At 46.3% G+C, this 25,857-nt stretch carries 20 protein-coding genes, 1 rRNA gene and 1 pseudogene (1 of these 22 cut by a window edge); 14 read left to right on the top strand and 8 right to left on the bottom strand.

The features are described from left to right. Positions 1-1,014, bottom strand: a 16S ribosomal RNA gene (locus ACIDITHRIX25_RS84250); it reaches 503 nt to the left of the window's first position. A gap of 1,646 nt (positions 1,015-2,660) precedes the next feature. Continuing rightward, on the bottom strand, positions 2,661-3,146 hold the full coding sequence (locus ACIDITHRIX25_RS84245; protein ID WP_201732051.1) for a type IV pilin protein: 486 nt from the start codon (positions 3,144-3,146) through the stop codon (positions 2,661-2,663). Between the two features lie 388 nt (positions 3,147-3,534). On the opposite strand from ACIDITHRIX25_RS84245, the gene mshD reads away from it, so the two are divergent. Continuing rightward, complete coding sequence (mshD, locus tag ACIDITHRIX25_RS84240) at positions 3,535-4,482, top strand: mycothiol synthase (RefSeq protein ID WP_052605109.1); 948 nt, start codon at positions 3,535-3,537, stop codon at positions 4,480-4,482. Between the two features lie 308 nt (positions 4,483-4,790). On the opposite strand, the gene ACIDITHRIX25_RS84235 is transcribed toward mshD, so the two are convergent. Next, positions 4,791-5,504 (bottom strand): VIT1/CCC1 transporter family protein, encoded by a 714-nt coding sequence (locus ACIDITHRIX25_RS84235; protein WP_052605127.1) that lies wholly within the window; start codon positions 5,502-5,504, stop codon positions 4,791-4,793. Between the two features lie 87 nt (positions 5,505-5,591). Between ACIDITHRIX25_RS84235 and rlmN the strand changes: the two genes are divergently transcribed. Further along, the gene (gene rlmN, locus ACIDITHRIX25_RS84230; RefSeq protein WP_235347685.1) at positions 5,592-6,653 is read left to right on the top strand and encodes a dual-specificity RNA methyltransferase RlmN; all 1,062 of its coding nucleotides are present in this window, start codon (positions 5,592-5,594) and stop codon (positions 6,651-6,653) included. Between the two features lie 143 nt (positions 6,654-6,796). Next, positions 6,797-7,141 (top strand): hypothetical protein, encoded by a 345-nt coding sequence (locus ACIDITHRIX25_RS84225; RefSeq protein WP_052605111.1) that lies wholly within the window; start codon positions 6,797-6,799, stop codon positions 7,139-7,141. 353 nt (positions 7,142-7,494) lie between these two features. Here the strand turns inward: ACIDITHRIX25_RS84225 and ygiD are convergent, their stop codons facing one another. Continuing rightward, a complete protein-coding gene (gene ygiD / locus ACIDITHRIX25_RS84220; protein ID WP_052605112.1) occupies positions 7,495-8,268 on the bottom strand; it encodes a 4,5-DOPA-extradiol-dioxygenase in 774 nt (257 codons plus the stop codon). Between the two features lie 474 nt (positions 8,269-8,742). Here ygiD and ACIDITHRIX25_RS84215 point away from each other — a divergent pair, with 474 nt between their 5' ends. The 5 genes from ACIDITHRIX25_RS84215 (at position 8,743) to ACIDITHRIX25_RS84195 (ending at position 13,460) form a co-directional block, all read left to right on the top strand. After that, complete coding sequence (locus ACIDITHRIX25_RS84215; protein WP_052605113.1) at positions 8,743-9,198, top strand: MaoC family dehydratase; 456 nt, start codon at positions 8,743-8,745, stop codon at positions 9,196-9,198. 36 nt (positions 9,199-9,234) lie between these two features. Continuing rightward, positions 9,235-10,155: a PPK2 family polyphosphate kinase gene (locus ACIDITHRIX25_RS84210; protein ID WP_200891205.1), complete on the top strand. Its 921-nt coding sequence runs from the start codon at positions 9,235-9,237 to the stop codon at positions 10,153-10,155. 461 nt (positions 10,156-10,616) lie between these two features. After that, positions 10,617-11,462, top strand: coding sequence for a MerR family transcriptional regulator (locus tag ACIDITHRIX25_RS84205; RefSeq protein ID WP_052605114.1), 846 nt, complete (start codon positions 10,617-10,619; stop codon positions 11,460-11,462). Next, entirely contained in the window at positions 11,459-12,163 is a 705-nt protein-coding gene (locus tag ACIDITHRIX25_RS84200) for a ubiquinone/menaquinone biosynthesis methyltransferase (RefSeq protein WP_052605115.1), read from the top strand. Before ACIDITHRIX25_RS84205 ends, ACIDITHRIX25_RS84200 begins: the two co-directional genes overlap by 4 nt. 13 nt (positions 12,164-12,176) lie before the next feature. After that, entirely contained in the window at positions 12,177-13,460 is a 1,284-nt protein-coding gene (locus tag ACIDITHRIX25_RS84195) for an isochorismate synthase (protein WP_052605116.1), read from the top strand. Between the two features lie 748 nt (positions 13,461-14,208). On the opposite strand, the gene ACIDITHRIX25_RS84190 is transcribed toward ACIDITHRIX25_RS84195, so the two are convergent. Then, complete coding sequence (locus ACIDITHRIX25_RS84190) at positions 14,209-15,453, bottom strand: Rieske 2Fe-2S domain-containing protein (protein WP_201732050.1); 1,245 nt, start codon at positions 15,451-15,453, stop codon at positions 14,209-14,211. A gap of 290 nt (positions 15,454-15,743) precedes the next feature. Between ACIDITHRIX25_RS84190 and mobA the strand changes: the two genes are divergently transcribed. Together mobA and fdhD are read left to right on the top strand one after the other, a co-directional pair. Further along, entirely contained in the window at positions 15,744-16,346 is a 603-nt protein-coding gene (gene mobA, locus ACIDITHRIX25_RS84185) for a molybdenum cofactor guanylyltransferase (protein WP_201732049.1), read from the top strand. After that, the gene (fdhD, locus tag ACIDITHRIX25_RS84180; protein ID WP_052605119.1) at positions 16,343-17,212 is read left to right on the top strand and encodes a formate dehydrogenase accessory sulfurtransferase FdhD; all 870 of its coding nucleotides are present in this window, start codon (positions 16,343-16,345) and stop codon (positions 17,210-17,212) included. Before mobA ends, fdhD begins: the two co-directional genes overlap by 4 nt. A gap of 822 nt (positions 17,213-18,034) precedes the next feature. Here fdhD and ACIDITHRIX25_RS84175 read toward each other — a convergent pair. The 3 genes from ACIDITHRIX25_RS84175 to ACIDITHRIX25_RS84165 form a co-directional block, all read right to left on the bottom strand. After that, positions 18,035-18,316 carry a WhiB family transcriptional regulator gene (locus tag ACIDITHRIX25_RS84175; protein ID WP_082058546.1) on the bottom strand — a complete coding sequence of 94 codons (282 nt, stop codon included), beginning with the start codon at positions 18,314-18,316 and terminating at the stop codon, positions 18,035-18,037. Between the two features lie 370 nt (positions 18,317-18,686). Next, positions 18,687-19,403, bottom strand: a complete 717-nt coding sequence (locus ACIDITHRIX25_RS84170; protein WP_160291755.1) for an alpha/beta fold hydrolase — start codon at positions 19,401-19,403, stop codon at positions 18,687-18,689. 303 nt (positions 19,404-19,706) lie between these two features. Next, on the bottom strand, positions 19,707-20,576 hold the full coding sequence (locus ACIDITHRIX25_RS84165) for a DMT family transporter (protein ID WP_052605121.1): 870 nt from the start codon (positions 20,574-20,576) through the stop codon (positions 19,707-19,709). A 31-nt stretch (positions 20,577-20,607) separates the two neighbouring features. On the opposite strand from ACIDITHRIX25_RS84165, the gene ACIDITHRIX25_RS84160 reads away from it, so the two are divergent. The 4 genes and pseudogenes from ACIDITHRIX25_RS84160 to ACIDITHRIX25_RS84145 all read left to right on the top strand — a co-directional run bounded on the left by ACIDITHRIX25_RS84160 (position 20,608) and on the right by ACIDITHRIX25_RS84145 (position 25,786). After that, a complete protein-coding gene (locus ACIDITHRIX25_RS84160; protein WP_201732048.1) occupies positions 20,608-22,359 on the top strand; it encodes an MGDG synthase family glycosyltransferase in 1,752 nt (583 codons plus the stop codon). Positions 22,360-23,246: 887 nt separating this feature from the next. After that, positions 23,247-23,549 (top strand): annotated as a pseudogene (locus tag ACIDITHRIX25_RS000000104340) (hypothetical protein); the annotation flags it as partial. A 490-nt stretch (positions 23,550-24,039) separates the two neighbouring features. After that, positions 24,040-24,765 (top strand): hypothetical protein, encoded by a 726-nt coding sequence (locus ACIDITHRIX25_RS84150; protein ID WP_152625912.1) that lies wholly within the window; start codon positions 24,040-24,042, stop codon positions 24,763-24,765. A gap of 283 nt (positions 24,766-25,048) precedes the next feature. Continuing rightward, positions 25,049-25,786 carry a polysaccharide deacetylase family protein gene (locus tag ACIDITHRIX25_RS84145; protein WP_160291756.1) on the top strand — a complete coding sequence of 246 codons (738 nt, stop codon included), beginning with the start codon at positions 25,049-25,051 and terminating at the stop codon, positions 25,784-25,786. Positions 25,787-25,857: the final 71 nt, after the last annotated feature.

Raw genomic sequence — 25,857 nt, 5'->3', positions numbered from 1 at the left:
GAAGGGCCCTAATGGACACCGTATCTCTACGGCTTTTCCCAACATGTCAAGCCCAGGTGAGGTTCTTCGCGTTGCATCGAATTAAGCCACATGCTCCGCCGCTTGTGCGGGCCCCCGTCAATTCCTTTGAGTTTTAGCCTTGCGGCCGTACTCCCCAGGCGGGGCACTTAATGCGTTAGCTACGGCACGGAACCCGTCGAAGTAGGTCCCACACCTAGTGCCCAACGTTTAGGGCGTGGACTACCAGGGTATCTAATCCTGTTTGCTCCCACGCTTTCGCTCCTCAGCGTCAGTGTCGGCCCAGATTGCTGCCTTCGCCATTGGTGTTCCTCCCGATATCTGCGCATTTCACCGCTACACCGGGAATTCCACAATCCCCTACCGAACTCAAGCCATAGCAGTATCGAATGGCGGCCCCAGGTTAAGCCTGGGGGTTTCACATCCGACTTGCCAAGCCGCCTACGAGCTCTTTACGCCCAATAAATCCGGACAACGCTTGCTCCCTACGTATTACCGCGGCTGCTGGCACGTAGTTGGCCGGAGCTTCTTCTGCAGGTACCGTCATTTTCGTTCCTGCTGAAAGGAGTTTACGACCCTAAGGCCTTCATCCTCCACGCGGCGTTGCTGCGTCAGGCTTTCGCCCATTGCGCAATATTCCCCACTGCTGCCTCCCGTAGGAGTCTGGGCCGTGTCTCAGTCCCAGTGTGGCTGATCGTCCTCTCAGACCAGCTACCCGTCGATGCCTTGGTGAGCCGTTACCTCACCAACAAGCTGATAGGCCGCGAGCCCCTCCCAAAGCGAAAAACTTTCCTCACTCTATCTTGTGATAGTGTGAGCATATTTGGTATTAGCATCGGTTTCCCGGTGTTATTCCAAACTTTGGGGCAGGTTGCTCACGTGTTACGCACCCGTTCGCCACTATCTATAAGGGCAAGCCCTTATAAACCGTTCGACTTGCATGTGTTAAGCACGCCGCCAGCGTTCGTCCTGAGCCAGGATCAAACTCTCCATCGAAATTGATGAAAAAGCTTAATTCAAGCTAATTACTGTTTTTTTGAGTTTCTCAAAATTTTTGAATTGATTAGGTCTGTACTTGTTTAGAAGTTGTTGATCGAATTCATAAGAACAGGTGTCTTCGTTTCTCTAAGAGGTGATATGTGTCTTTGGCTTTGGCTAGTAAGTACCTAAGTTATTTGATACTTATCAGTTAGTTGTCATTGACTCACCTAGTGAGTCGTTACGACTCTGTAGATATGAAAGTCGTTCAACAGACCAAAACTGGCTGTAATTCGAATGCACGCTATATGAATCTCATTTAGCTATGCTTCTCATCCTATTTCGTTGTCAAGGAGCGGCCCTTATATAGCTAGGTGTTAGCTTTTAGAAGTTAGCTTGTCCTTTTGATAGATAAATCATATCTAAGGCCTTAGCTAACTACTAGCTTTCACTTTCGCTACAAAAGTGTTTCCGTTGGATCATCTCTTATGCCTTAGTTCAAGGAGCCCAAGAGCTCTTTTCCCTTGTGGAATAAGAAATGATCTCAGAATTCCTTCGCATTTGTGTTTCACGAATGTTTCGTGGCTTTCAAAGCGGACTTATAAATCTATAAGGGTTGATGGTGAGTTGCTGCAATTTTGTTTGGATTTTTTGAAAAATGTTTGTGGGGGGGGGGTGAGGGGTGGAAGGGAATGAGCGGAATCTGCCAAATCGCACCACTGATCTCAAACCCATTTGACGAGGCGTGAAGCTGGAAACTATTTATATCCACCGTGTCGCGAACGGTATGCCCGGCTGTAAACAGTTAGTAGTAGCAATCAGAATTCCTGACCTCTGCCTGGTCAGGACTCTCTATGGTCAATAGGTAATGCTAATTTTACTAGAAATCTAGAAGTACGGCCAGCTCGACACTATCAAACCCATCGCTAGTACCGAGCTGCAAGACTGTCTAAGTAAAAGTTTTTAACCTAATGAGGGATTGTCGTTTACCCCAAAATAAATGCTTGAAGCCGAGTAATTCAAAACGGCATACTGCCTTTTTGGGAGTATCATGCAAAACTTCTACCCCATTAGGAACGCTCGAAAGAACTGAACCATCAGTCACAAACAACAACGCGGGCTGTAGTGAATCTAACACAGGACCACTAATCGACTTGTAGCTACCATAATCTGTATAAAACACCTGCGCCGCCAAGAACGCATTAGTAATATTGGAGGTAGCCGCTGCATCCTGGGCGCTGGTTTGAGCGCCTAACAAATGCCAAAATGGCAATCGCCATTAGAATTTCCATGATTAGGATCGCTACCATCAATTCGATCGGCGTGAAGCTATCATCACTATCATAAACTCTAATGAAGAAACATCTTGGAAGCCTTCATTAGATCTCCCGTTTGGGTCAGCCCAAGGAATTGATAGGAATCTTTTGAACCTAGCTACAACGACAATTCCAGATTCTTGCCGCAATTTTAGCTAGACTCTCAAAAATAACATTTGAAGGGGACTTTGATTAAAGTTGAAAAGGACCTATCCCAACCAAGCCAACTAACAACATCGCTTGGTGCGGTAAGAGCAAAACGCTGGCATGGACGCACCGTAAACCTAGGTGTGTCCATGCCATCGAAACGTCGTACTCGAACTTATCCGCTTATCACACGTTTAGAACTCATTCAGTCCAAGCAGTCAAAGCGTACGAAGTGCCGCACGTAGGCGACGTAGTGCCATTCATGTATTTAATGGCTCCATTTCCTGGATCATAGACGCCATAGTAAATACCCGTCTTAGACAGTTCGGTGAGACATATGCCCCCCGACCCATCACTGACGACCGCAACTGTACTTGGCGCATATGCTCCAGAGGCGAGCACTGTAGCAACGTACGTCAAAGACGGTTCCAAGGATTTCATATCCGAAGTGGTCAAGCCGCTATAAGTCCCCGAGCTGTTGGTGAAATAAGACTTCGCGGCAGTAAGCGCATTTGTAACGTCAGACTTAGCCGCTGCATTCTGAGCCCCCGATTGAGCTCCTAAAAATGTCGGTATGGCAATTGCCATGAGAATTCCCATGATTAGGACCACTACCATCAATTCGATGAGGGTAAAGCCATCGTCGCTTTCATGGTCTCTATGTAAAAAATGTTTGATTGCCTTCATTGGATCTCCTGTTTTGGTCACGTCCATGTTTTGGCGGCCAATGAACACGAGAATCTCTCCTGTACCGCCACTTAACTCTTCGATAAAATTCAAAAATTTCTTTAGAGAAATATCTAAGCTTTCTTAAAACTGGATCTCGTTCCCACAAATTTATTGTCGGCCCTTCACGGTCAAAAGTTCCAAGTGAGCCGCGCTGAGGGCAGTTCTGCGAGCCACCGAATACAAAGATGCGCAAAAATATGGTCGGCACAGAGCTCAACTAATTTCCTCAAATTCAACCCTCGATGCACAAATGCGCTCGCCTATCAACAAAAAGCAAACCAGCGCCAAGGCTCTAAAGTTTCATAACCCAAAATGGTGCCAATCAAAACACATTAGGATTTCTGGTATGGAAGAACTGATAATTGCACTTCGCAGCGGCGAAGAAGAGATCAGTAATATCGCAAAGCTAGTAAGCGATGCCGAAAGTTTCGACAAGCACAAAGCGCTTGGAGACCACAGCTGGCTTGACCTTGTCCATGGCGGGAGAAAAGGCGTGTGGGGTTTCACCGCACGCACCATAAATTCTGAAGGACTTGTAGGTTACGCCCAGATCTCGGTTGGAAACGATAGCTGGGCACTAGAACTTGTAGTACACCCGATGGCCCGCAATGAAAAGATGGGGGTTTCACACGCGCTAGTCCAGCGATCCCTAGGTGAAATTGCAAAACACGGTGGCGGCCATGTGCACGTATGGCTCTCAAACAACAATTCCCAGCTAGAAAGGGTTCTTATAGAAGCTGGCTTTGTAGCTGGTCGACAGCTGATACAGATGAGACGACCACTGCCGCTAGAGGACTGGCATTCCCAAACCAAAATCGACACTCGTCCCTTTGTCGTTGGGAAAGATGATGAAAAATGGCTGCATGTCAACAACAGAGCATTTGCAAACCACCCCGAACAAGGAGGTTGGACTCATGAGACACTTTCGATGCGACAAAAGGAACCTTGGTTTGACGGTAGCGGCTTCCTTTTGCACTTTGTCGATGAGGAGTTAGCTGCTTTTTGCTGGACCAAGGTCCATGGTGATTCGAGCCCTAGAATGGGCGAGATATACGTAATAGGAGTAGACCCAAAATTTAGTGGTATGGGCATTGGTCGCAAAATAACAATCGCAGGACTGCAACACCTTGCATCCATTGGCATGCCATTAGCAATGCTATATGTCGATGCAGAGAACACCAATGCGCTAGCCATGTATCGCCATCTAGGGTTTCATCCAGATCACTTTGACTTTGCTTATGTCGCCGATATTTCACCCACCGACATTTCACCTATAGATGATAAAACTGGATGATAAAACCATCCTAAAATAAAAGAGTGGCGAGCTATTTCATAGGGAATTTCAAAAGAGTCGATCTTCAAAATGCCCTATGTGTTTGTCTGTCATTCCGCGCCAGCCACGAGTGGCACTAGAGTCCAAGAAAAATCACACTTCCAGGTTCTAGCGCCAACTGCGGCCACAAAGCGTTAAACCCAACTTCCAAAGCGAAATTGCCTCACGTAAAGACTTAAAAGAATTCCGTGCATTGAGCCGACGACAAAGACGACCCGAAGTCAACTTCACTGATTGGTCAAGCGAAATTCAATTTTCACAGAGGCGCTTTAGGCCCCCGAGAATCCAATCAATCTACCGGCCGTGTAGGTAGCGCCGGCGGCAATGGCCGACAAAATAAGCTGTCTAGCAATCGTCTTGAATGCACTACGACCCGTCGCCCAAGCCAATGCCGCCCCAATTACAATCGACGCAATAACTGCAATTATGATTGAAGTCACGATACCCGCCGACCCCGTGGTGAAAAACCAGGGGGAAAGAGGAAGAAGAGCTCCAACGGCAAAAGCTACGAACGACGAGATTGCTGCTTGAATTGGAGAACCAATCGAGGACGGATCCATTCCGAGCTCTTCCCTGGCGTGTGCTGCGAGCGCAATATCAGGGTCAAGCATCATGTGTGATGCGAACTCTTCGGCCACCTTTCGTGGTACGCCGCGAGACTCATAGATCATCGCGAGCTCACGCTGTTCACCCTCAGGTCTCCTGCTTATTTCTGCGGCTTCAATAGCTATTTCACGTTGGAATAACTCCCTTTGAGCTGACATCGAGACAAACTCACCAATAGCCATTGAACATGCCCCGCCAATGAGGCCAGCTAATCCTGCCAAACGAACAAGACCAGAGCTAGGATGTGCTCCAGCAACTCCTAGCACTAACGTCACGTTAGATACTAGGCCGTCAGATATTCCAAAAACTGCCGCCCTGGCAGCGCCGCCACTAATGTCACGATGACCATCATGCATGGCCTGATCGTCATTGATCATAGAATTGTTAACTTCTTTTGATTTTTTATGAATCAATTCCGTAAGGTTCCCCGGTTTAATACCCATAAACATTAAGCGTAATTGACAATGACTCTCTTTGACTTAGGTCGTAGCGAATTAAAAGGACTTATTGAAAATGAGCCTCGATATCGTTTTGACCAAATTTGGAATGGCCTCTATAAGAACTATTCGCTCCCAAGCGAACTAACAACCCTGCCAAAAGCTCTTCGCGAGCATTTGAGCTCCCTGGGTGAGATGTCTCTGGCTCTATCTGAAAAGGAAGTGCTCTTTACGGATGATAAAAAGACGATCAAGACCTTGTACTCACTTTCTGACTCGCGTGAAATCGAATCAGTCCTTATGGCCTATTCGGATCGAGTCACCCTTTGCGTCTCATCGCAGGCAGGATGTGCAATGGGGTGCGTCTTTTGCGCCACTGGACAAGCAGGCTTCTTTCGCCATCTCACAAAAGGCGAAATTCTAGAACAGATCTTCAGAGCCTCTAGGACGTCTAGAGACATCTTCGGAGGAAGACTGTCCAACATCGTATTTATGGGCATGGGCGAGCCTATGGCTAACTACGATGCCGTGATCGACGCTATAGGAGCGATCAACTTCGAATTTGGAATCTCTGCTCGCCATATAACTATCTCAACGGTTGGAATTGCTCCTGGGATTAGAAGGCTTGCAGACTCACCGATGCCAATTTCATTGGCAGTTAGCCTCCATGCCGCCAACGATGAAAAGCGATCAAAGCTCGTACCAATCAATTCCCGATATCCTCTGGGTGAAATCATCGAAGCGCTTAAGTATTACCAAAGTAAGCAAAATCGAAGAATATCCTTTGAATGGGCGATGATGGATGGAATCAACGACTCCCCAGCGGATGCTTTTGAGCTTGCCGAGATCGCGCGAGAATTAAGTGCTCACGTCAATTTGATCCCACTGAATCCGACACCGCTCTGGCCGTATCCTGGTTCCCCAATTGAAATCGTCGAAGGATTTCGAAATAGGCTTTTAGAGCTAGATGTAAATGCAACAATCCGCCAGAACAGAGGAAATCAGATAGCTGCAGCGTGCGGGCAATTGACCACTCAAATGAGCCCACGAAAGAGGTCTTCTTCGCCAAGACCTGATCCGATTGACTGAAAAACTAGTAAGGTCTTCCAAGGAACTTAACAGGCTCATCAAACCGGAGCCACAATTTTATGATAGATAATCAGAAAGTAAGTTTTTCTATATGAAGAACTTCGATTTGGTAAGATAAAACGCGAAAGCGTTAGGGAGTTAAAATGCAACAAATGCGATTATATAATCGTTCTCTTCCGCAGATGCTCAACACCGCACAGCTCTTGCTCTACCTGAATGCTGTACTTGACCTGGTCTTTGGTTTCGGCGGACTTGGCATTTTACTTCCTTTGGTGGAAGCGGTCGGAGCCTTCGGCCTAGCAAACGAAAAAAAATGGGGATATTGGGTAGCGCTGGTTGGAGCTAGCGTGCCGGTATTGATCTACCTTCTGTACATCTCCAAAGGTCTCTTCTTCGCCGGTTTAGTTACGATTTTGGTTCGCGGAATCGTAGTAGCTTTCCTTATCCATCCTTCTTCTAGGGAATATAAGCGATATTACTTCCGATAAACCACACATTCCCATTCCAGAACCACTAGCTTTGCACAGCTAACAAAAACCGGAGGACCTCGAAAGGTCCTCCGGTTTTTCTTTAATTTCAAATATGAGATAGATCACCAAATAAAGGCCCTACTAGATCTCGACCATACAAAACTATGCAACATGTGAAAAGCCGAAACCGTGGCTAGAGGTAAGTATGCAAAAGTAATGGCCACCTGTGTGCATTTTTCGTGGCAACTAACTTGCAGTTCCCAACGACCATTACAATCATGACCACTGTATGGATAGGTCTACAAAGTGCAAGTATATCCGCACGCCAATCGATCTATAGATCGGAGACCGATCCCAAAAGGATCTCACCTCTACAGAGAATAGGCTGCCATGGAGAGAGATCCATAGTTGAACCCCTCAATAATCTTTGAAATATCCGACTTTGTCTCATAAGCCATCCCAGCCAGATATACCAACGGCAGAAAGTGATCGGGCGTGGGCGAAGAAAGTCGGTAGTTCTTATTATCCTCGATCCCTAGGATTGCCTTTGGATCGGTCGCCAAAATGCCAGACACCGTTAGATCGAACTCGCGTGCCCAGTCAAAGACCCCATCGGGAGAAGACCAATCAATCCTTCTTAAATTGTGAACAACATTGCCGCTTCCCATTATCAATACGCCCTGTTCGCTCAAGGCTGCCAATTTTCTTCCTAGGTCAAAATGGTAAGAAAAGTCCTTAGTAGAGTCGATAGAAAGCTGGAGTACTGGAACGTTAGCTTCTGGGAACATGTGACACAAGATCGACCAGGTACCATGGTCTAATCCCCACGTATCTTCGTCCGAACCGACCCAAAGCGGCTTTACGCAATCAATGACCTCTTTGGCAACCTCTGAGTCCCCGGGCGCTGGATATTGAAAATCAAAAAGTGGCTGGGGAAAACCATAGAAGTCGTGGATCGTTCGGGGAACATTCATTGTGGTGATAGCCGTAGCACCTATGTACCAATGGGCAGAGATCGCTAGAACAGCTCTAGGTGTTGGAATCGAACGTCCATATTCCCGCCAGGCTTGCGAATATCTATTAGTTTCAATCGCATTCATCGGACTTCCATGTCCAAAAAAAGTTGGCTTTAAGGTTTCAGTCATGACGTCCTTTAAAAATATCAAATCGACAAAACAAGTTGCGTACGCAACTTGTTTCTAACTATCCTAGCTAACCGAACTCTCCCTCAACAAATTCCCGACTGATAGTTTCGGACCTCTGCCATGGAAAATTCACCTAAAGACAGCCTCGAGATATTGATTATGAAATTTCAGGCATAAAGGCAATACTCATGAATATCGTTTGACAAAGACCACAAAGGCCATATAATTGCCAGGTTCACCAAAATCAATGGATGAGCTAGATACCGCTCGCACACTAATCGAATCGACAAACCAATCCTTTTAGACGATAGATAAAAGAAGAAGTAGCAATAGAACTGATGGAGGGGATTCGACTCGCAAAAAGAGCAATCACACCAAAGAATATTCCACTGTGTCAGAGAGCAATTCCCTCAAATAGTGCTGGCAATATCAAAATCTCTGGCCCACCAAATTCCAGGGTGCTAGAAATAGTACATGGCAACTGTTATTAATGGAATTGAAGAGCTAAAAGCTATGGTCGGCCAACATCTGGGATATTCAGATTGGCATATTGTGACTCAAGAACAAATAAATGCGTTCGCTGATGCAACAGGTGATCATCAGTGGATACATATAAACGAAGAGATGGCCAAAGCAGGGCCATTTGGAACTACCATAGCGCATGGATATCTCACGCTATCCCTAGTGCCGACGTTAATGACGGAAGTTATGACGATGACGGGTGTTCAAATGGGTGTGAACTATGGCTCAAATAAAGTCCGATTTCCTTCTCCTGTTCCGTCCGGTTCCAAGATTCGACTTGGAGCGGCAATCGCTGGCGTCGAAGAGATTGCAGGAGGAGTCCAAAACCAGGTCGACGTGACAATCGAAGTCGAAGGAGCCCCAAAGCCATCCCTCGTGGCCCAATTAGTTTTTCGATACTATCTCTAGCAAAGACACCTAGAATCTAAGGACAATGCCTTAGTGATGAATTCATGGGAAGAAAGTGGATATCAATTTCTTCCCATGGCTATTCACCCTGACATAAATCGCCTCTTTGGCGACAAATTAAAGGACAAAACTATGAGCGAGTCAACCCACGCCGAGCGCCATCTATTGGTCCACCCTGGCAAAAAGATCAATCTCTCAGAGATTGATTCAACCGCAACACCTGGAACTACCTCCAGCAAGGCAGAACTAGATCAAGCGGTCGCAAAACTTCACGTTCAGCTCGAAGAACTTCAAGGCCGCCTCTGGGCGGAGTCCAAGCGGAGCCTTCTCATGGTTTTGCAAGCGCTTGATACCGGTGGAAAAGACGGCACAATCAGACGTGTCTTCGGAGGGGTGAACCCTCAAGGGGTAGATGTTAGCGGATTCCGCGCACCGATAGGAGAGGAACTCAAACACGACTTTCTTTGGAGAATTTACTCCAAACTTCCCGCTAAGGGGGAAATCGGAATATTCAACAGATCTCACTATGAAGATGTAGTTGCCACAAAGGTCCTCTCGCTGATCGATTCACATGAACAAGAGCGCAGAATCAATACGATCAAGGCCTTCGAATCCAACCTTGCCAATTCAGGAACGACGATCATAAAGATTTTTTTGCATATATCAAAGGACGAACAGAAAAAACGATTGCAAGAGCGCATTGACATCCCTGAAAAAAACTGGAAATTCTCGAGCGCCGATTTAGAGACCCGGAAGCTATGGACTCCATATATGGAAACCTATTCATCGGTAATTTCACAAACTTCATTTGATTTTGCACCCTGGTATGTAGTGCCAGCACGCCACAAGTGGTACCGGGACTGGGCAATCGTAAACCTCTTGGTCGACACCATAACAAAGATGAACCCGCAGTATCCACCACCAGAGCCAAACCTATCTAAGGTTGTTATCAAGTAAGAGCTATGCGACACTTAGCTATTGGACCAATGACCCCCTAGCAATTCCAAGAGATATCTAAATCCATAGCCAGCAAGCGTCATTGGCCCAAAAGTGGTCGCCCAATCAAAAAATGGACTGTGGGCAAGATCAAAGTCCAAAAGACTTGCGCTCTCGGAATAAACTCTTCGTTCACTCCACCTCAGAGATGACCGAACCGACAAAAAAGGACGTCTAAAGATGAAACTCATTAGAGACGCAATCGAGTTTTTGTTTGTGATTGCAATCGGCGGTATGCTGGTCTCTGCTTCCCGATCGATCCTATCCCGAAAAGTAAAGGTCTACATATGCTCACAGTGCAACAGACCAACTTCTAGAGCTTACGAGAGGTGTAGACATTGCAACGCCCAAATAGTCGAGTGAGTAAAATCAATTAGAGCAAAAGCTCACTCAATTAGAGCTAGCACTAGTACAATTAGAGTATGACAATAAAATCGTCAGGCATTGACTCGTCCCATAACCATTCCGAGGGGCAAAAAAGATCTGATGACGCCGTCGAAGTTGAAAATTCGTCCGAGGTAGGTCAATCGGTCGAAAAGGATGAGCTCACCATTGATGAATTGGCAAACCTTTCTCAGGTATCTATCGATACAATAAGGTTTTACCAGCAAAAAGGGCTCCTGCCTCCCCCGCTTCGAGTCGGTCGACGTGGCCTATATTGCAGATCGCACCTCGAACGTCTACAAAGAATCAGCCAGCTTAGGGCGGTAGGTTTCTCTTTGAAGGATATCTCGGAACGACTAAATCAAGCTTTGTTCGATGGGCCCTCGCAAACACCGCCTATAGCCCTGGGTTTTGAAGAATTCTCTAACAAGATTGGGATTCCGGTACCACTCGTCAAAGCCATGATTCAAGAAGGCATACTGCATCCACTTACAGTAGGCGAAAAAGAGATATTCAACTCCGATGATATACGAATGGCCGAAGCTGCCCTTGAACTTCTCGGATATGGTTTACCTTTCTCGGATCTTCTATCGATCGCCAAAGACCATGCATTGCGAATGGAATCAACGATAGATGACGCAATAGAGTTATTCGAACACCACCTCAGGGTTCCTGAAGACGCCAGCAAGAACGAGATCGAGCAGGAATTCAAGACATTCTCCACAATCCAAAAGACACTCGGAGAACTTATTTCTCTTCATTTCTCGAGGCTTTTGACCATTCGTGCTCAAAATAAGTTCTACCAAACAGCCTCTCCTCTGGAAGCTGAAATAGTCACAAAGTTATACGAAGACAAATTTCTAAAAGGTGATAAAGACAGATGAATCGACCAAATCGAGCTATCCAATCAATCCTGCCTAGCCCCGGTGAAAAGGCACAGTACGTTCAAAAGATGTTCGACACAATATCGCCTCGTTACGATCTCGTGAATCGTCTGATGACTATGAGAATGGACCTAAAATGGCGCACCTTTGCCATTGCGCAACTTGGGCTTCGTCCAAATTCATTGATGCTTGACGTAGCTTGTGGTACTGGAGACTTTGTGAGAATGCTTGGAAGTAAAAACTATCGAGTAGTCGGTATCGATTTCTCGTTCGGTATGCTTGCGGCATCAAATCAACACGACTTAATTCAAGGTGATGCGTCAAAACTTCCATTCAAAAATGGAAGTTTTGACGGCCTAACATGTGGATTCGCCCTAAGAAATTTCGTTGATCTGGAGGCGACTTTAGTTGAGATGGCTCGAGTGCTACGCCGAGGCGGCAAGGTTGCATTAGTCGAAGTTGCTCGTCCGAAAAGGCCAATTATCAAAGAACTGCACGGCATCTATTTTGATCGGATCGTACCTGCTATTGGAGCTGCCCTGTCTTCTAGGGAAGCCTATAAATATCTGCCTGCTTCCACATCATACCTTCCAGAAGAAAATGAACTAAAAGCATTGATAAAGAGGACTGGCTTTGAAGCAGTTGAGTTCAAGTACTTCATGATGGGTGCCGCTCAAGTCATTACTGCAACAAAGGCGTAGGAGATTAGCCGCAGTGCAAAATAGAAAAGAATTACCATCACGTCCAATCGAAGAAGAGGGTCTAATATTTGCAAACAGCTGTAATTTGGGGGAATCGCTGAACAAAGATCGTGTCATGGGGATCTTTCGCGACGAAATACAAAACGGCAGTGCAATCGTCTTCATGCGACCTGGATTGATGGTGCTTGCGAGTGGTCCCTACCTGACCACACAAACGCTTGATCCAAAGTCCAAGATCCGTGAAATCACTTCAAATTTCAAAGTAGATAGGCCCGAAACGGCATCACTAATAGATATTTTCGGCCTCATTCCGTTCGACCCTAAGACTCAACCAACATATCTCTACGTACCTAGCTTTGTGATCAACATCACAGAAGAACAAAGCCGCCTCGCGGTAATTGGTTCAGATCAAAACGACGCCGCAAACAAGTTATCCGCACTAGCCGACTCACTCTCGGGCAAAATCATCAAGCCACACGAGGAAGCCTGTAGTGGTGACTGCTGCGCTCCTTCCAATCTGGCCTTTACGGTGGACGACCAAAGCTGGCTAAATCAAGCGATAAGTGCAATAGACCGGATTCGAAACGGAGAATTCGAAAAGATCGTCCTCTCCAGAAGAACTACCCTAAACCTCAAAAAACCGCTAAATCGAATGCGTTCCCTATCTCGATTGATCGAGAGGTATCCAGGTGCCCTTTCGTTTTCGTATGGAGATCTCATTGGTGCCACGCCAGAATTGCTAATCAGGCGAGAGGGCGACTTCTTTGAAAGTCACCCATTGGCAGGGACTGCTTCCACAGGAAACGAGAGCGCCCTTCTCGCCTCTTATAAAGACAACCACGAACACAGAGTAGTAACCGACCACATTACATCACGCCTTAACGAATGTACCGCGCGTATTGATATCCCAACGACACCAAGTATCACCAATTTCGGAGATATCTGTCATCTTGGCACACCCATTAGAGGCCTTTTGCGTGATCCAATGAACACAGACTCTATTGATCTGCTGCTAAAGATCCACCCAACCCCTGCTGTAGCTGGAATTCCTCAAGCAGCAGCAGTAGCATTCATACAAGAGATTGAGGACGAACCTAGACACCTCTATGCAGGAGCGATAGGATATCAGAACCTAAGTGGTGATGGAGAGTGGCATCTAACGATAAGAACTGTATCGATCGATGGATTAGAAATTGAATTTCAAGCTGGTGTTGGAATTGTAAATGAGTCAGATCCCAATGAAGAACTAAGAGAGGTCCAGGCTAAGTTGACGGCAATGCTACCCATTGTCACTTAAAAGCCAATCAAGATGCACTGGGTCAAAGCTCCTTGCATCTTGTCAACGGCCATTAGAAAATGGATGAATATAGCCGCCTATGCTCATTTTCCATGGCCCCTAAATTGCGTTGACTTTTCGTTTCTCAATGGCCATTAACACATCTTGCTTATTGCATTGAAAACCAAATTAAAGATACTCTTGATCGTCCTAAGAATTTACCCAGAATACAATAGCTGCACGGGGTAAGTCCTAAGTGCTATCAAAGTCGCACAAGGCCAAAAGAGCTAACACACCCAAAAGTAACTCAAAAGACTTTAGGTCAAAAGCCGCATTAGGACAATTTATCCTGCCTGTCTGCTCGATGGCACGCTCAGCCTTAGCCGACAATGTTTCACCAAGAAAAGCAGCTCATATTTTCATAAACCGACGGTGCAAAATACCTATGGCCTTAAGAGATTCCCTCGGATGAATTCATCGCGAGCCCTCTCGTTATCAATTCATCCGGACCCATATCCCTAACAATATCCCCAAACCCTCTTAGCATTTCGAAGAAAATCTAAAAATCAAGAGTTCCACAAAGAAAGCTACAAATACTATCTAGTCACCTTTGGTCTCAGGCCAAAACTCCAAAAGCGAGTTGATCGACACGGTTGCATAATAAAACTTCTTATTTTCCCAGGTAGCGATGGTGCAAAAATAAAAGAACAATGCCAAGATCGCCCGAGCGCGATCTTGGCATTGCAGGAACTCTCATGGCCTTGGTGGCTCAGCCGTCAACATAAAGTTGCCCATTGGGACCCTCGACAACCTTTATTGGGGTAAGGCCCCTAGGTGCTGGACCCTGCAATACCGCACCTGTCAGTGCGTTAAATTGAGAGCCGTGGCATGGGCATTGAAAAAGATCAGATCCGGCATACTGAACCGTACATCCCGCATGAGGACAAACGGCTGAAAAAGCCACAAATTCGTTAGTCTTAGGATGAAGCACATAGGCTGGTTGTCCTAATGCTGGGTCGACAAAAGATGCCACCTTGCCCACCGGCACTCCAGTGGCTGGTCCTACCGGAGTCCCCTTGGGAACTGGACCCGACGCAGCGACAGTCTTCTTCGTCTTGGCTGCATTCGCCGTTGAAACAGAGGTAGTGGTAGTGGAAGATGGTGTGGTAGTAGAAGTTGTAGTCGAAGCTGGACTTGTTGAATTGGTTGAATTTGAAGCGGCAACTCCGAACGATGACTTTGACGAACCAAGTGCGCGCCCGAAACCCGCGCTTGCACCGCCTAAAAGAGCAGCAGCACCTCCCGCGGCACCAGCGGTTACTACAAATCTTCGACGAGTCGAATCGTAATATGGTCGATGCGATGTCTTGGGATCCTCTTGGCCACCACCGCTAACAAAAAACTCGTTCAGCACAGGACATAACCGCTGATTACATTTCAAACCATCCAACTTCGCACACTTACCATCGTCGAAGTTGCCACAGACTCGCATGATGCGTGAAAATTCGATACCCGCGATCAATGCTGACGGTTCAGCCAATAAGGGGTGGCGACGTCTTGATATCACGTTGGCTAGCGACATAACTCCACCATCACCAACAAATAAAAACGGTGTCCATGCGAAGCAAAAAACGATATCTGAACCGGTGTAGTAGGGATTGGAGTGAAACGAAACTGAGAGAAATAAAATGAATGACATCGTTAGGCCACCGAATGCGGCCACCTTTGTAAAAACCCCCAGCAAAATGCCTACTCCAACTGCAATTTCGCCAACAGCAATCAAAACTCCAAAGACCACCGGAGCCTTCATCGCTATTTGAAGCAGCAGGTGTAGGGGACTCCTAAGCGCATATGCATTCAATTGTGCTTGAATCGAGGCTGGATTAGCAGAGTTGAAAAAAGCCGGATTTGCAAGCTTCTGGCCGCCTGCAAATGTAAATGTAATTCCCAAAAAGATGCGCAACGGCAAAAGTATCCATCCTGGAGTCATCTTTTGCGCCCTAGTTACTCCCAAAAAGATACCTTTCTAAAAACCCAACATTAAAGCTAGAGCCCTTTTAGGCGATAGTTTTATCACCCAAAATAAACTACCACCTCAAAATCATCGTAAAGTTCACTAGATCTCATTGAACAATCGCTGATCAAGACCAACCCTCTGTCGAGATCGCCTGAAAATGATTTAAATAATAAATCAAAAGGTACGACGAAAATCTTGCACCTTTATCATAGAACTCTTTAGCCCGAACCGACCAACGCCAAGGGAGCGCGACGCTTTATTCCTTGTGGATTACTAACATTCTCATAGTGAACTCAAATGTTTATTCGGCACCTCCAACCACCTTGTTGCTAAGTGGAGGTCGGTCATCACGCTTTGGAACAGACAAGCTAAAGGCTAACCTGGGTGCTTCACGTGTGATTGACTTTCCGATTATGGCAATAGCTCACCTCGGTGGAGTCGCATACGAAGCAGGACGATCATACAGCAACTTCCCCCAGGTCCCAGAGACCGAAGATAAATCACCCTTATCTGCGATCGCCATTGCTTGGATTCACATTCGAGCCCGTCATAGTAGAGACCCAATGGGCCTTCTGGTCGTGGCCGGAGACATGCCCCTTCTCACTCCCCAGGTCCTTAGGTCCATTGCATATTTTCCGAGTAGTTCCAATGTCATACCCTACGATGGACACCGTCAAATTCTGGCGAGCCGATGGTCTTGCCGATCACTCGACTTAGCCATTGAACTATCATCAATAGATCCAGATATCCCGACATCAAAAGCTATCGCCGGCCCCACTGTAATACTTGACAACTGCAAATGGCGGACTTCGGGACTACTTTCACCATTTAGCGACGTTGATAGACCCAAAGATTTAAAGCGAATTAAAGTAACCCGGAGGATATTGTGAGCATTAAGGTAGAAGGAAATCTGCGCCATTCGACCACCCATCGGTTGATAACTACCATTGAACGATCCCAATCCGGCCCAGAGGCAACTAGTTCTACTCGTCGCTCAAAGAGCGACGAGGTCCTAACCGAGGAGCCACTTGAGATTAGAATAAACGACCAATCGAGCGATCCTTTTCGACTTGCAACCATAATGCGTACTCCTGGAAATGATTTCGATCTGGCAATCGGCTATCTTATCAGTGAAGGTGTCATCAAAGAAAAGAGTCATCTTGCTAATGTCTGCTACTGCAATCTCGTCGAAAGTGAGGAACAACGTTACAACGTAGTAACAGTCACACTCAGAACTTCCAAGGTAATCGAACGAAACCGGTCGACCCCTATTTCAAGCGCTTGTGGAATCTGCGGCACTACTACTCTGGATGACATCTTTCAGGATGAGTCGCCACTTCCAAAGACAGTCAGTGTCGATTCGTCCATCGTGTTCGAATTACCTGATTCCCTTAGAAAAAGACAGAAACTCTTTCATAAAACCGGAAGCGCACATGCCGCGGGAATCTTTAATTTAAAAGGCGAGGCACTCTTGGTCCGAGAAGACGTAGGTCGCCACAATGCTTTAGACAAAGCAATCGGTGCGTCTTTGGTCAAAGACCAGTTCCCTCTCAAAGACAAAATAGCGGTTCTTTCAGGCAGGATAGCCTTAGAGTTGATTCAAAAAGCCCTGATGGCCAAAGTCGAAATCGTGGTTGCAGTCGGCGCTCCCAGCTCATTGGCACTCGACCTTGCAGATCGTGCAAATCTAACAGTTGTAGGCTTCACATCGATGCGTCGATTTAACATCTACTCACACCCCGAGAGAATCATTTAGGGCCCCAGAAACAATCATCGAAGGGAGAAAAAGGCCAAACCCAAGCGATATCAAAAATTAATGACTTCGCGATTTCTATCGGATAAAAAAATAAGGCGATCTATTATCCATCCTAACCCCGAACTAAGGCATCAAAGATAAATCAAGCATAATACTGCTGGTTTCTTAATAGGATAAAACAAGCTAGGGGAAACCTGAAAACTTGATTTAGAGGATAAGGTTTTAAATATTACACTCACAACAAAAAACACGACCCAAAATACCACAGAAGACACGGACAAAAATCAAAACCTACTCGTGGGCCAAAGTCCAATTGGATAAAAAATCACAAGAACCAAAAGACAGTCCTATCCCAATTTCTTCCTCTTCGGTAGCAAATACAACCCGATAAAGCCCAGCACAAGTTAAAATCGGGCGCAAATTTCCATCCCCATGGGGAAAAATGATAAAAAATCACTATCCGGTATTTGGAGTCACCTAACCAAAATATCAACTCTCATTTGTGCCCGCAATCACCAGCGTGCAGCCAAATAAAAACCAAGTAATAATGCAACTTCTGGAACTTGTTTCAATCAAATCATCTTGTATTACCACTTCATTTTCAATTAATTACAAAATCGATGCATATATCCCGTTACTAGGCAGATTATCTCTTTACGGACTTGCGAAATAGGCCAATGCTCGACACTAAATAACCGAATCAATATTAATTAGCGATATATTCACGGTCGGCTTCATAAAAACAGCTTTGCGAAATAAGACTTAGGTCAATACTACGTCTTTTCAACAAGGACGAGAATTAATTAAAGTCGATAAATACTGCTAAGATGCAGCAGCCAACTTACGGCGCTGTCGTCTCATCCTTCGAATAACTCGGCGCTCTTCCTCGTCTTTTCCGCCCCAAATTCCGTACTCTTGATTTGTTCGAAGCGCGAACTCAAGACACTGCATCGCAACTGGGCAGCGCGCACAAACGACCTTAGCAGATCGAATTTGAACCTCAGCCTCCCCTGTAACCCCTACTGGGAAGAAAAGAGTAGGCTCATAATCCTTACACAGTGCTCGTGGTCGCCAATATTCGTAATTCCACGTTGCTTGCTTCATAGACTCCACCGTTCACAACCTCCGGAATTGGTGCAAAAAACCAGACCTTCAGATCCTTGACTTCTCTTAGCCCCCAGCCAAAAGCCATCCAGTACATACAAACGTCCCTACCATAAAGATAAAGACACATCTATCGACACATCAGACCTACTCGCCTAGACGAATCGATACGTCCCCTCGTTGTTTACATTCCATTGCAAACTCGACCGATATCGCCTCTCTACGAGTCGATCCGACCTTAACCTTTTGTCACAACTTGGTAAACAACTTGATAATACAAGTTCTAGTACAAGTTAACCATGTTTCAACTTAGTTTCATTTATTATTTTTTTTATTTTTGTAACTAATTATTCATAATACCAAAAAAATCCTAAACTTTTCGTGATTTAACGGCCCGCGAACGAGCTATCTCTGCGATCACATTCGGAGATCGCCAGACGACCAAGTGAGATCCATGGGTAACCCATTCGATATCTGGATTGTTTAGCCAAAATGCCAGCTTGGAGATCGAAGTTGGTGGAACGATTCGATCGCGAAGGCCGGCAACGACAATGACTGGCCGCTGTAGTGGCAATGTCTTTGACAGCGCTTCAAAATCACTACGCATTGTAACCGATTCGTACCAAAGCGAATGAGCATGGCGAAGCACTCCCAAAACTTTATCGCGGGTGGCAATTTTAGATAGAGTTGCAGAGATCAAAGAGAGCAGTTGCCCTACAAATTTAGTCTCAAAGAGCCGGTCCATCTCTCCAATTGAACTTACCTCAGCTGCAGGCGCAACAAGTAGGACCGAGATGGACTCGTCATCTACCACCTCCTTTGAGCCCAACACGATGGCGCCACCATAGCTATAGCCGAGCACCACCAACGGTCGTGAGCCGCTGCCCGTCAAAGAAAACGCGCTTCGGACCTTCTTGATCTCTTCGTCTAGGATTCGGGAATTACCTGCCAAATCAAGAGGCTCATCTAAGTTACTACCCCAACCTGGCCGATCGTAGCTCAAAACATCAAAGCTATCCGCCAGATGGCTGGGTAGATCCCCCCAAAGCTCCCCGTTGCCGGGCTGTCCATGAACTAACAGTATCACCGAACGACAACTATCTGAGACAACGTAGTCTTGCGAAGAAAGCCAACATTTCCTCGTCAAATCAAAAAAATACCGACTCAATTCAAACCCTTGAACTCAATCGCGCCATGACCAAAAACGGTTGGCACCAATAAAAAACTAAGCTACCCCAACCTGGCTGCCGCTATTGCTAAAAGACAACACTCTGTCAAATAAAGCCCGAGAAAACTAATATGAGGATATGTGCCCTAGAGGTCAATATCTCAGGTCGTGCCAACTTTCTAACTCCTAGCAGGCCTTACGGCCCAACAAACGACATCCCAATCAACTATTTAGCTGATTCTGATCCGCCTGAATCACAAGGACCGAGGCGGACCTCGAAACAAACACTGACAATAAAGCGATCGTCCCAAGTATCGCAAGAAGGCCAAATCCCCCCAAGCGCGACCGGATCGTCTCGGCCAAAATGGTTGCTCCAAGTGCCATTGCGATTACCGGCTCAAGGACATTGATAAGGGGCATAACAACCGAAAGAGAGCTCTTTTGAAATGCCGACTGTGTCAAAATTACATCAATAGCGCCAATTATGACGAGAGAATAGATGGGCCACTTCGACAGTGCGCCAATAAAGCCATAGGATGCGACGGTCGTCGTAAGGACCTTTGTGGTAAAAGTGGCAATTCCGTGCAAGGTTCCCACCGCAGCGCCCATCGCAATTCCTCGTTGAGTAGGGTTCAATCTATCACCAAAGAACCTCAAGGCTAAAAATGCAACTACACAAAACGCGCTCAGAGAAGTTCCGACGTATATCGAAACGACCCTTTGGCTAGATCCAAAGGTGGTAGTTGCCAAAAATAGCGCCAAAAGAAGAGCAGAAACGCAAGATAGAGCTAAAACACGCTTAGACGCTTTATGGGCGCCAAAAATAGCCTCCAGGAGGAGAGTTGAAGTAAGGCCGAAGGCTAAAATTGGTTGAACGATTAGAAGAGGACCGAGCTTTAGTGCTACGAACTGAGCCAAAAAGGCCAATAGATCCAAGAAAACGCCTAGGATCCAATAGGGTCGTTTAACTAGCTTTGAAATCAAAGATAGCCTTAGGTTGGTTGAGTGTGGTGTGCGCTGAGCCTGCCGATGCTGAATAAAGGCAGCTAAGGAAAATAATACTGCTGAAATAATTGAGAAAATGTACACCATAAAAGTCTGTTGAAGAAAAGGTTACATCTTTATGCCAAAACGCGTGCTTATCGTGTCCGCCAGAATGGGAGCGGGACACGACGGAGCTGCTAAGGAAATCGCCCTACAGCTTACGAGTAGGGGCTTTGATGTCGAAACTAGAGACTTCCTTGATGCTGCACCTCTAATCGGAAAAATTCTCGAGCGCACCTACGAGCTACAGCTAGATCATGCCCAATGGAGCTACGAAGCGCTATTTCGTATCTTCGCATCATTCAAAGCAATCAAGCCCCCAATCGTCTCAATCTTTTATTTCATATTTTTCCCAAGAATCAGAAAGTGGATCAAGGAGGTCGATGCCGACATCGTCCTTACCACCTACCCATTTGCTTCACTAGTCCTAGGACGAGCTCGTCGGTCTGTACTGAGGCCCATGAAGGTTCCTGCTTACACTTTCCTAACTGACTTTTCTGTGCATACTATGTGGGTTGACGAAGGAATCGATGCATATTTAGCAGTTCACAACATCTCCGTAAGGCAAGTTGAACGACTAGTTAACAAAACTCCCATGGTAAGCGGCCCTGCGGTATCTGAGCGATTCCACCACATAGGAGATATGGAGCGGGAATCGATTCGGGATGAATTCTCAATACCTCAAAAAATTGCTTCAGCACTAATAGTTGCAGGCAGTTGGGGCGTTGGAGATCTAAAAGATACCTTGTTGACGCTAGGCAATTCTCACGATATCTTCCCGGTCGTAGTCTGTGGTAAGAACAAGGCACTTTATGACGATCTTTCAAAACTGAATGTCGGCCGCGTCATAGGTTGGACCGACCGTATGGCAGATCTCATGCGCGCATGCGATGTTGTGATTCAGAATGCTGGTGGCCTTACAGCTCTTGAGGCCTTTGCGGCAGGAGTCCCGGTCGTCTCGTACAACCCGATCAAGGGCCATGGCTTGAGAAACGTAATCGAGATGGAAGCATCGGGAGTCTCCCTTTGGGCAAAAAGTCCGAAGGAGCTTATTGAAACCGTCCATGAGCTGACAGCGAATCCAGAACTTACCACCAAGCGAGCATCTCAAGTCTTTGTATGTGATCCAGGTAAGATGATTGAAGTTGACTACTACCAACGCAAAACTCCAAGACGCCAGAGGTCAACCGGCCACGGACCGGTCGGAGTCTTGGTCAAATTCGCAATGGCACTGTTGGTAATAATTAGCGGCGCGAACATTGCGGTCAATGCGACAACTACTCAGCTAAATGTCGGCACAGCATCCATGTCCTCACCTTATGCCTACGCACTGGTTACAATGACACCTCGGTCAATCTTTGACCCTGTGCTAATCCACCAACTTGCCGACTCAGGAATAGGCGCTGTCATCACTGGACCAATCGCACTTCATTACCCTGACCAAGTACGAGCTTTAGCTTCAGCCGGTGTGACGATTGTCAATGGCGGATGGCCGATAAACTCTGGCTTACGTATCTTCGCCCCTATCGAAGATGCAACGAAATCTCAAAAGATAATTCTGGCCGATACTGGTCTGCAATCGATTGTTTACGCGCCGGTCGGAGTGGTAAATAGTGTAGACCTAGCGTGGGCTTCGCTTTCTCACGTACCCTTGGTCAAAGCCGTAGTCGTCGAAAGCCTAACCAAGTTCATACCAAGTAAGGGTCGTGTCTATGAGATCAATTCCACAGGAATGACCAACCCGCAGGTCGAAAAGCATATTGCATGGATGGAATCCATCTTGAAGAAGAACAACTTCACCCTACTTCCGATATCTGTAATAGGATCATAAAAGTCCAATAGGAAATTACCCTTTAGGTCAGCTCCAACTGCCCACGCTCAAAGGCTGCATTGAAGCTGTCTAAAATCTCACCGGCAAGACAATGAATCGTGGCACCCTTTTGTCTCAAACTTCAAACCTAAGTGCAGATTTTAGATCAAGTCAAACTTGTCACAAAACTCAACGATCCATACCCAGTCATCGCTTCAAAACTAAAATACAAATATAGATTCATCTAGCGAACTTTTGCCACTTGGAGCTTCCATCCTGATCCGAAAAAAATCCCAGACAAATCCATACATACTTATCAAGTTTCGTAAGTTTCGCCTTCACCGAGACCAGATTGGAGCTAATCCTTAGTAGAACAGATGTTCAATAAAGCTGTCTAGGTAGATATCTCAGGCTTTATGGTACGCTTCCGCGTCGCAAGAAGCATGTGAAGATCATTTGATCAAATTGCTTATGCTATGAGGGATTTAGATGTCCAAAGTGTGACTTCGATCAATTTACTTTAGTAAGGCCAAATCATTTCAAGAAATGCAGCGTCTCGAGCTCCACTTTTTCAATGTAAATCTTTTCACCGCCAAACTAGCGTTACCTCCGGAACCATCTTTCATCGAAGTCATATCTCTTTTTCCGAGTGGTTTTCTGCTATCTATCTATTGTCCAACGACAAGCGTGGTCTTTCGGCTACTACCCCCTAGCCATCAGAGCCCCTGCTAAATTCGTTCAAGTATCTTATTCGACTGGCTGGTTGATGCTAAATAAGCTACGAAAAGCAATGGCTGAGCGTACCGGCTGACCGAGATGGTTTATACAAACTTGGAGAAAACGCCTGAGTAGATGAGTTCTTTTTAGGTGGTGAGAGCCATGGCGAAGGCAGAAGAGGAAAGGGAACAAAACAAACCAATGTCCTAATTGGAGTGTCGATTAGCAATGGTGCTCCTACTCATTGCTTCATGGAAGTAATCAAAGATACCACTGCTAAATCACCCAAAGATGTTTTTGTGAGACGTTTAGATTCCGACACCAAGCTGATAAGTGATGGTAACCCAAGTTACGGGGTATGTGCTGAAAGACCTTGGACTAGCGCACGGGTTCACTCTATCCAAAGACGAACAAGCACATGTAACATTCAAATGGCTCAACATCCTGATAGGGAACTGCAAGAAATTTATCGACGGAACATACCACGGACGTGAGGAACATAAGCAACTTATGCCTCGAGGAATTCGCATACCGATTCAACCGAAGGCACTTTGAAATGTCCTTGGTAGAGCGACTTCTCAATACATGTGTGTTTGCGTCTCCACATCCGCTACTCCGCGAATCTGATTCCAAAATGGCTCTTGCTTACGAAACTTGATAAGTATGAATCCATATGGCCGCAATGAGCTGATCAAGAACAGCAACTCGGATCGGGCCAATCCCCAGGTCTAAATCAAATAATCGCTGGGGCGATAGCGAAAAAGTGCGCACAAGGCATCTTCGTCAAAGTCTGATCAGGAAATTAATTCAAAGAACCGAAAGCCGCGAAGGTCAACTTTGCTGAACACTTTCGGTATATCTGAATTACTACCAATCGTACCGACCTATATACTCACTATTCTTGGTAAAGCGGTACCGTTGATCTCAGTGTTTTCTAATTCTGATAAACGGTATACTTACCAATACAAGAAGTTGAAAGCATAGATGAGAAACCGCCGTTCCAAATTTTTAGTGCGACGAATCCTGCTAGGAACGGCAATTTTATTAGTCGTTATCGCTAGCGGACTGTACGCCATAGGCAAATCCAACCAAACAGCGACCCAGAAGGCACTCACGTCCACCATAGTGCCGAGAACTACCACAACCACCGCAGTGCCCGCTACGACTACAACGGTTGATCCTGGGACCCTACCACAGACCAGTGTCTTTCCTAGCACGAATAGCCGGCAATTTATTACCAAAATCGCCGATCTTTGGAATGCAATAACAACTGGCAACCCCACGTTGGCGCTGCCTTCATTTTTTCCTGAATCCGCTTACGTCTCGCTAAAGACAATCACGAATCCAGCTTCCGACTATCAAACCCGTCTTCTCGGTGCATTCAAACTTGACATCCTGGCTGCCCACAGTTACCTTGGTGCCAACGCATCGACAGCTCAATTTATTGGCATTGCAGTACCAAGTTGGAGCGCCAATTGGGTAACTCCTGGAAATTGCTACTCAAACACCGGGTACTGGCATGTTGGAGACTCTCGATTACTTTATCGAGTTGGCAACTCCACATACTCAATTGGTATAGCATCTCTGATATCTTGGAGGGGCCAGTGGTACGTCGTCCATATGGGATCGGTAGCCTCAACCGGAGCAAGTGGCATAGTCAACAATCCAGCGCCTGGGGTAGGCGTATTTGGATACGCTGGGGTCTGCTAGCTAACCTAGGGCCCCCGTGTTGACCTTCATGCTTTGATCTTTCATCTCTTCATCTCGTGATCAAAATCTTCATAATCCCCCAAGTGCTGCAAAGATAAAACAGCCCGATAAAGAGCCTGACTTTCCCGCAACTCCCAAAGAGAGCTGAAATCTGGCTAAGGTAAAACGCACAGTTTGTTAAAGGCACCAAGGTGGATTTACGCCTCTAATCAGAGACACTTAAAACAATTTTCCCAAAGGATCACCGATGTTGAAGTTACCCGTGCCTAAAAGAGAGACCCCGATGGCTAAAATCAATCTGATGTCAAAATCACGTTATATAAAAAGGACGATAGCTCTTATTGCTCCCCCCCTAGTGGTTCATTCGCTACCGGCAACAACGTGGTTCTTCCCATTTACCCAACGTTTCTTTCCAGATCTAATGGGAGTCACAAAAGCAGGTCGCGCCATATTGACCTTTGACGACGGACCAGATCCAGTTTCAACCCCCAAAGTCCTCCAAATCCTAAAAGAGAACAACGTCCATGCGACGTTTTTCATGCTCGGGTCAATGGTGGAAGCGCACCCAAACTTAGCCCACGCTGTAGCCCAGGCCGGCCATGAAATCGCACTACATGGTTACGAACATCGAAATCACCTCTTTCGAAGCACACGAACGATAATATACGACTTGACAAAGGCCAAAGAGATCGTTGAGACCGCCACTGGAGTAAAGATCCGCTACTATCGACCCCCTTACGGTGTAATCTCCATTGGCACATTGATTGCAGCGAGAAAACTCGACTTAAAGATTCGGCTCTGGACAACGTGGGGAAGAGATTGGCGAGCAAGCGCCACCAGTGAATCGGTCATCTCCGATCTAATGAGACATGGAATTGGCGGCAGCACAATTCTCCTCCATGACTCAGATTGCACTTCAGCTCCTGGTAGCACATGGTCTACTATCGGTGGTCTTAAAAAGCTCATGGATTTCGCCAATTTGAACAAAATCGAACTAAGCCCGATAACAATAGATCAATAGATCGACTTTACGCTCACTACCAAGACGATAATGCCGCAGGCCAAACTCCTAGAAGTGCAAACTTGACTGGA

This window comes from Acidithrix sp. C25, from assembly GCF_904848545.2.
Note: the sequence above shows the minus strand (reverse complement) of the source record. Positions and strands in the feature narration are given on the sequence as shown.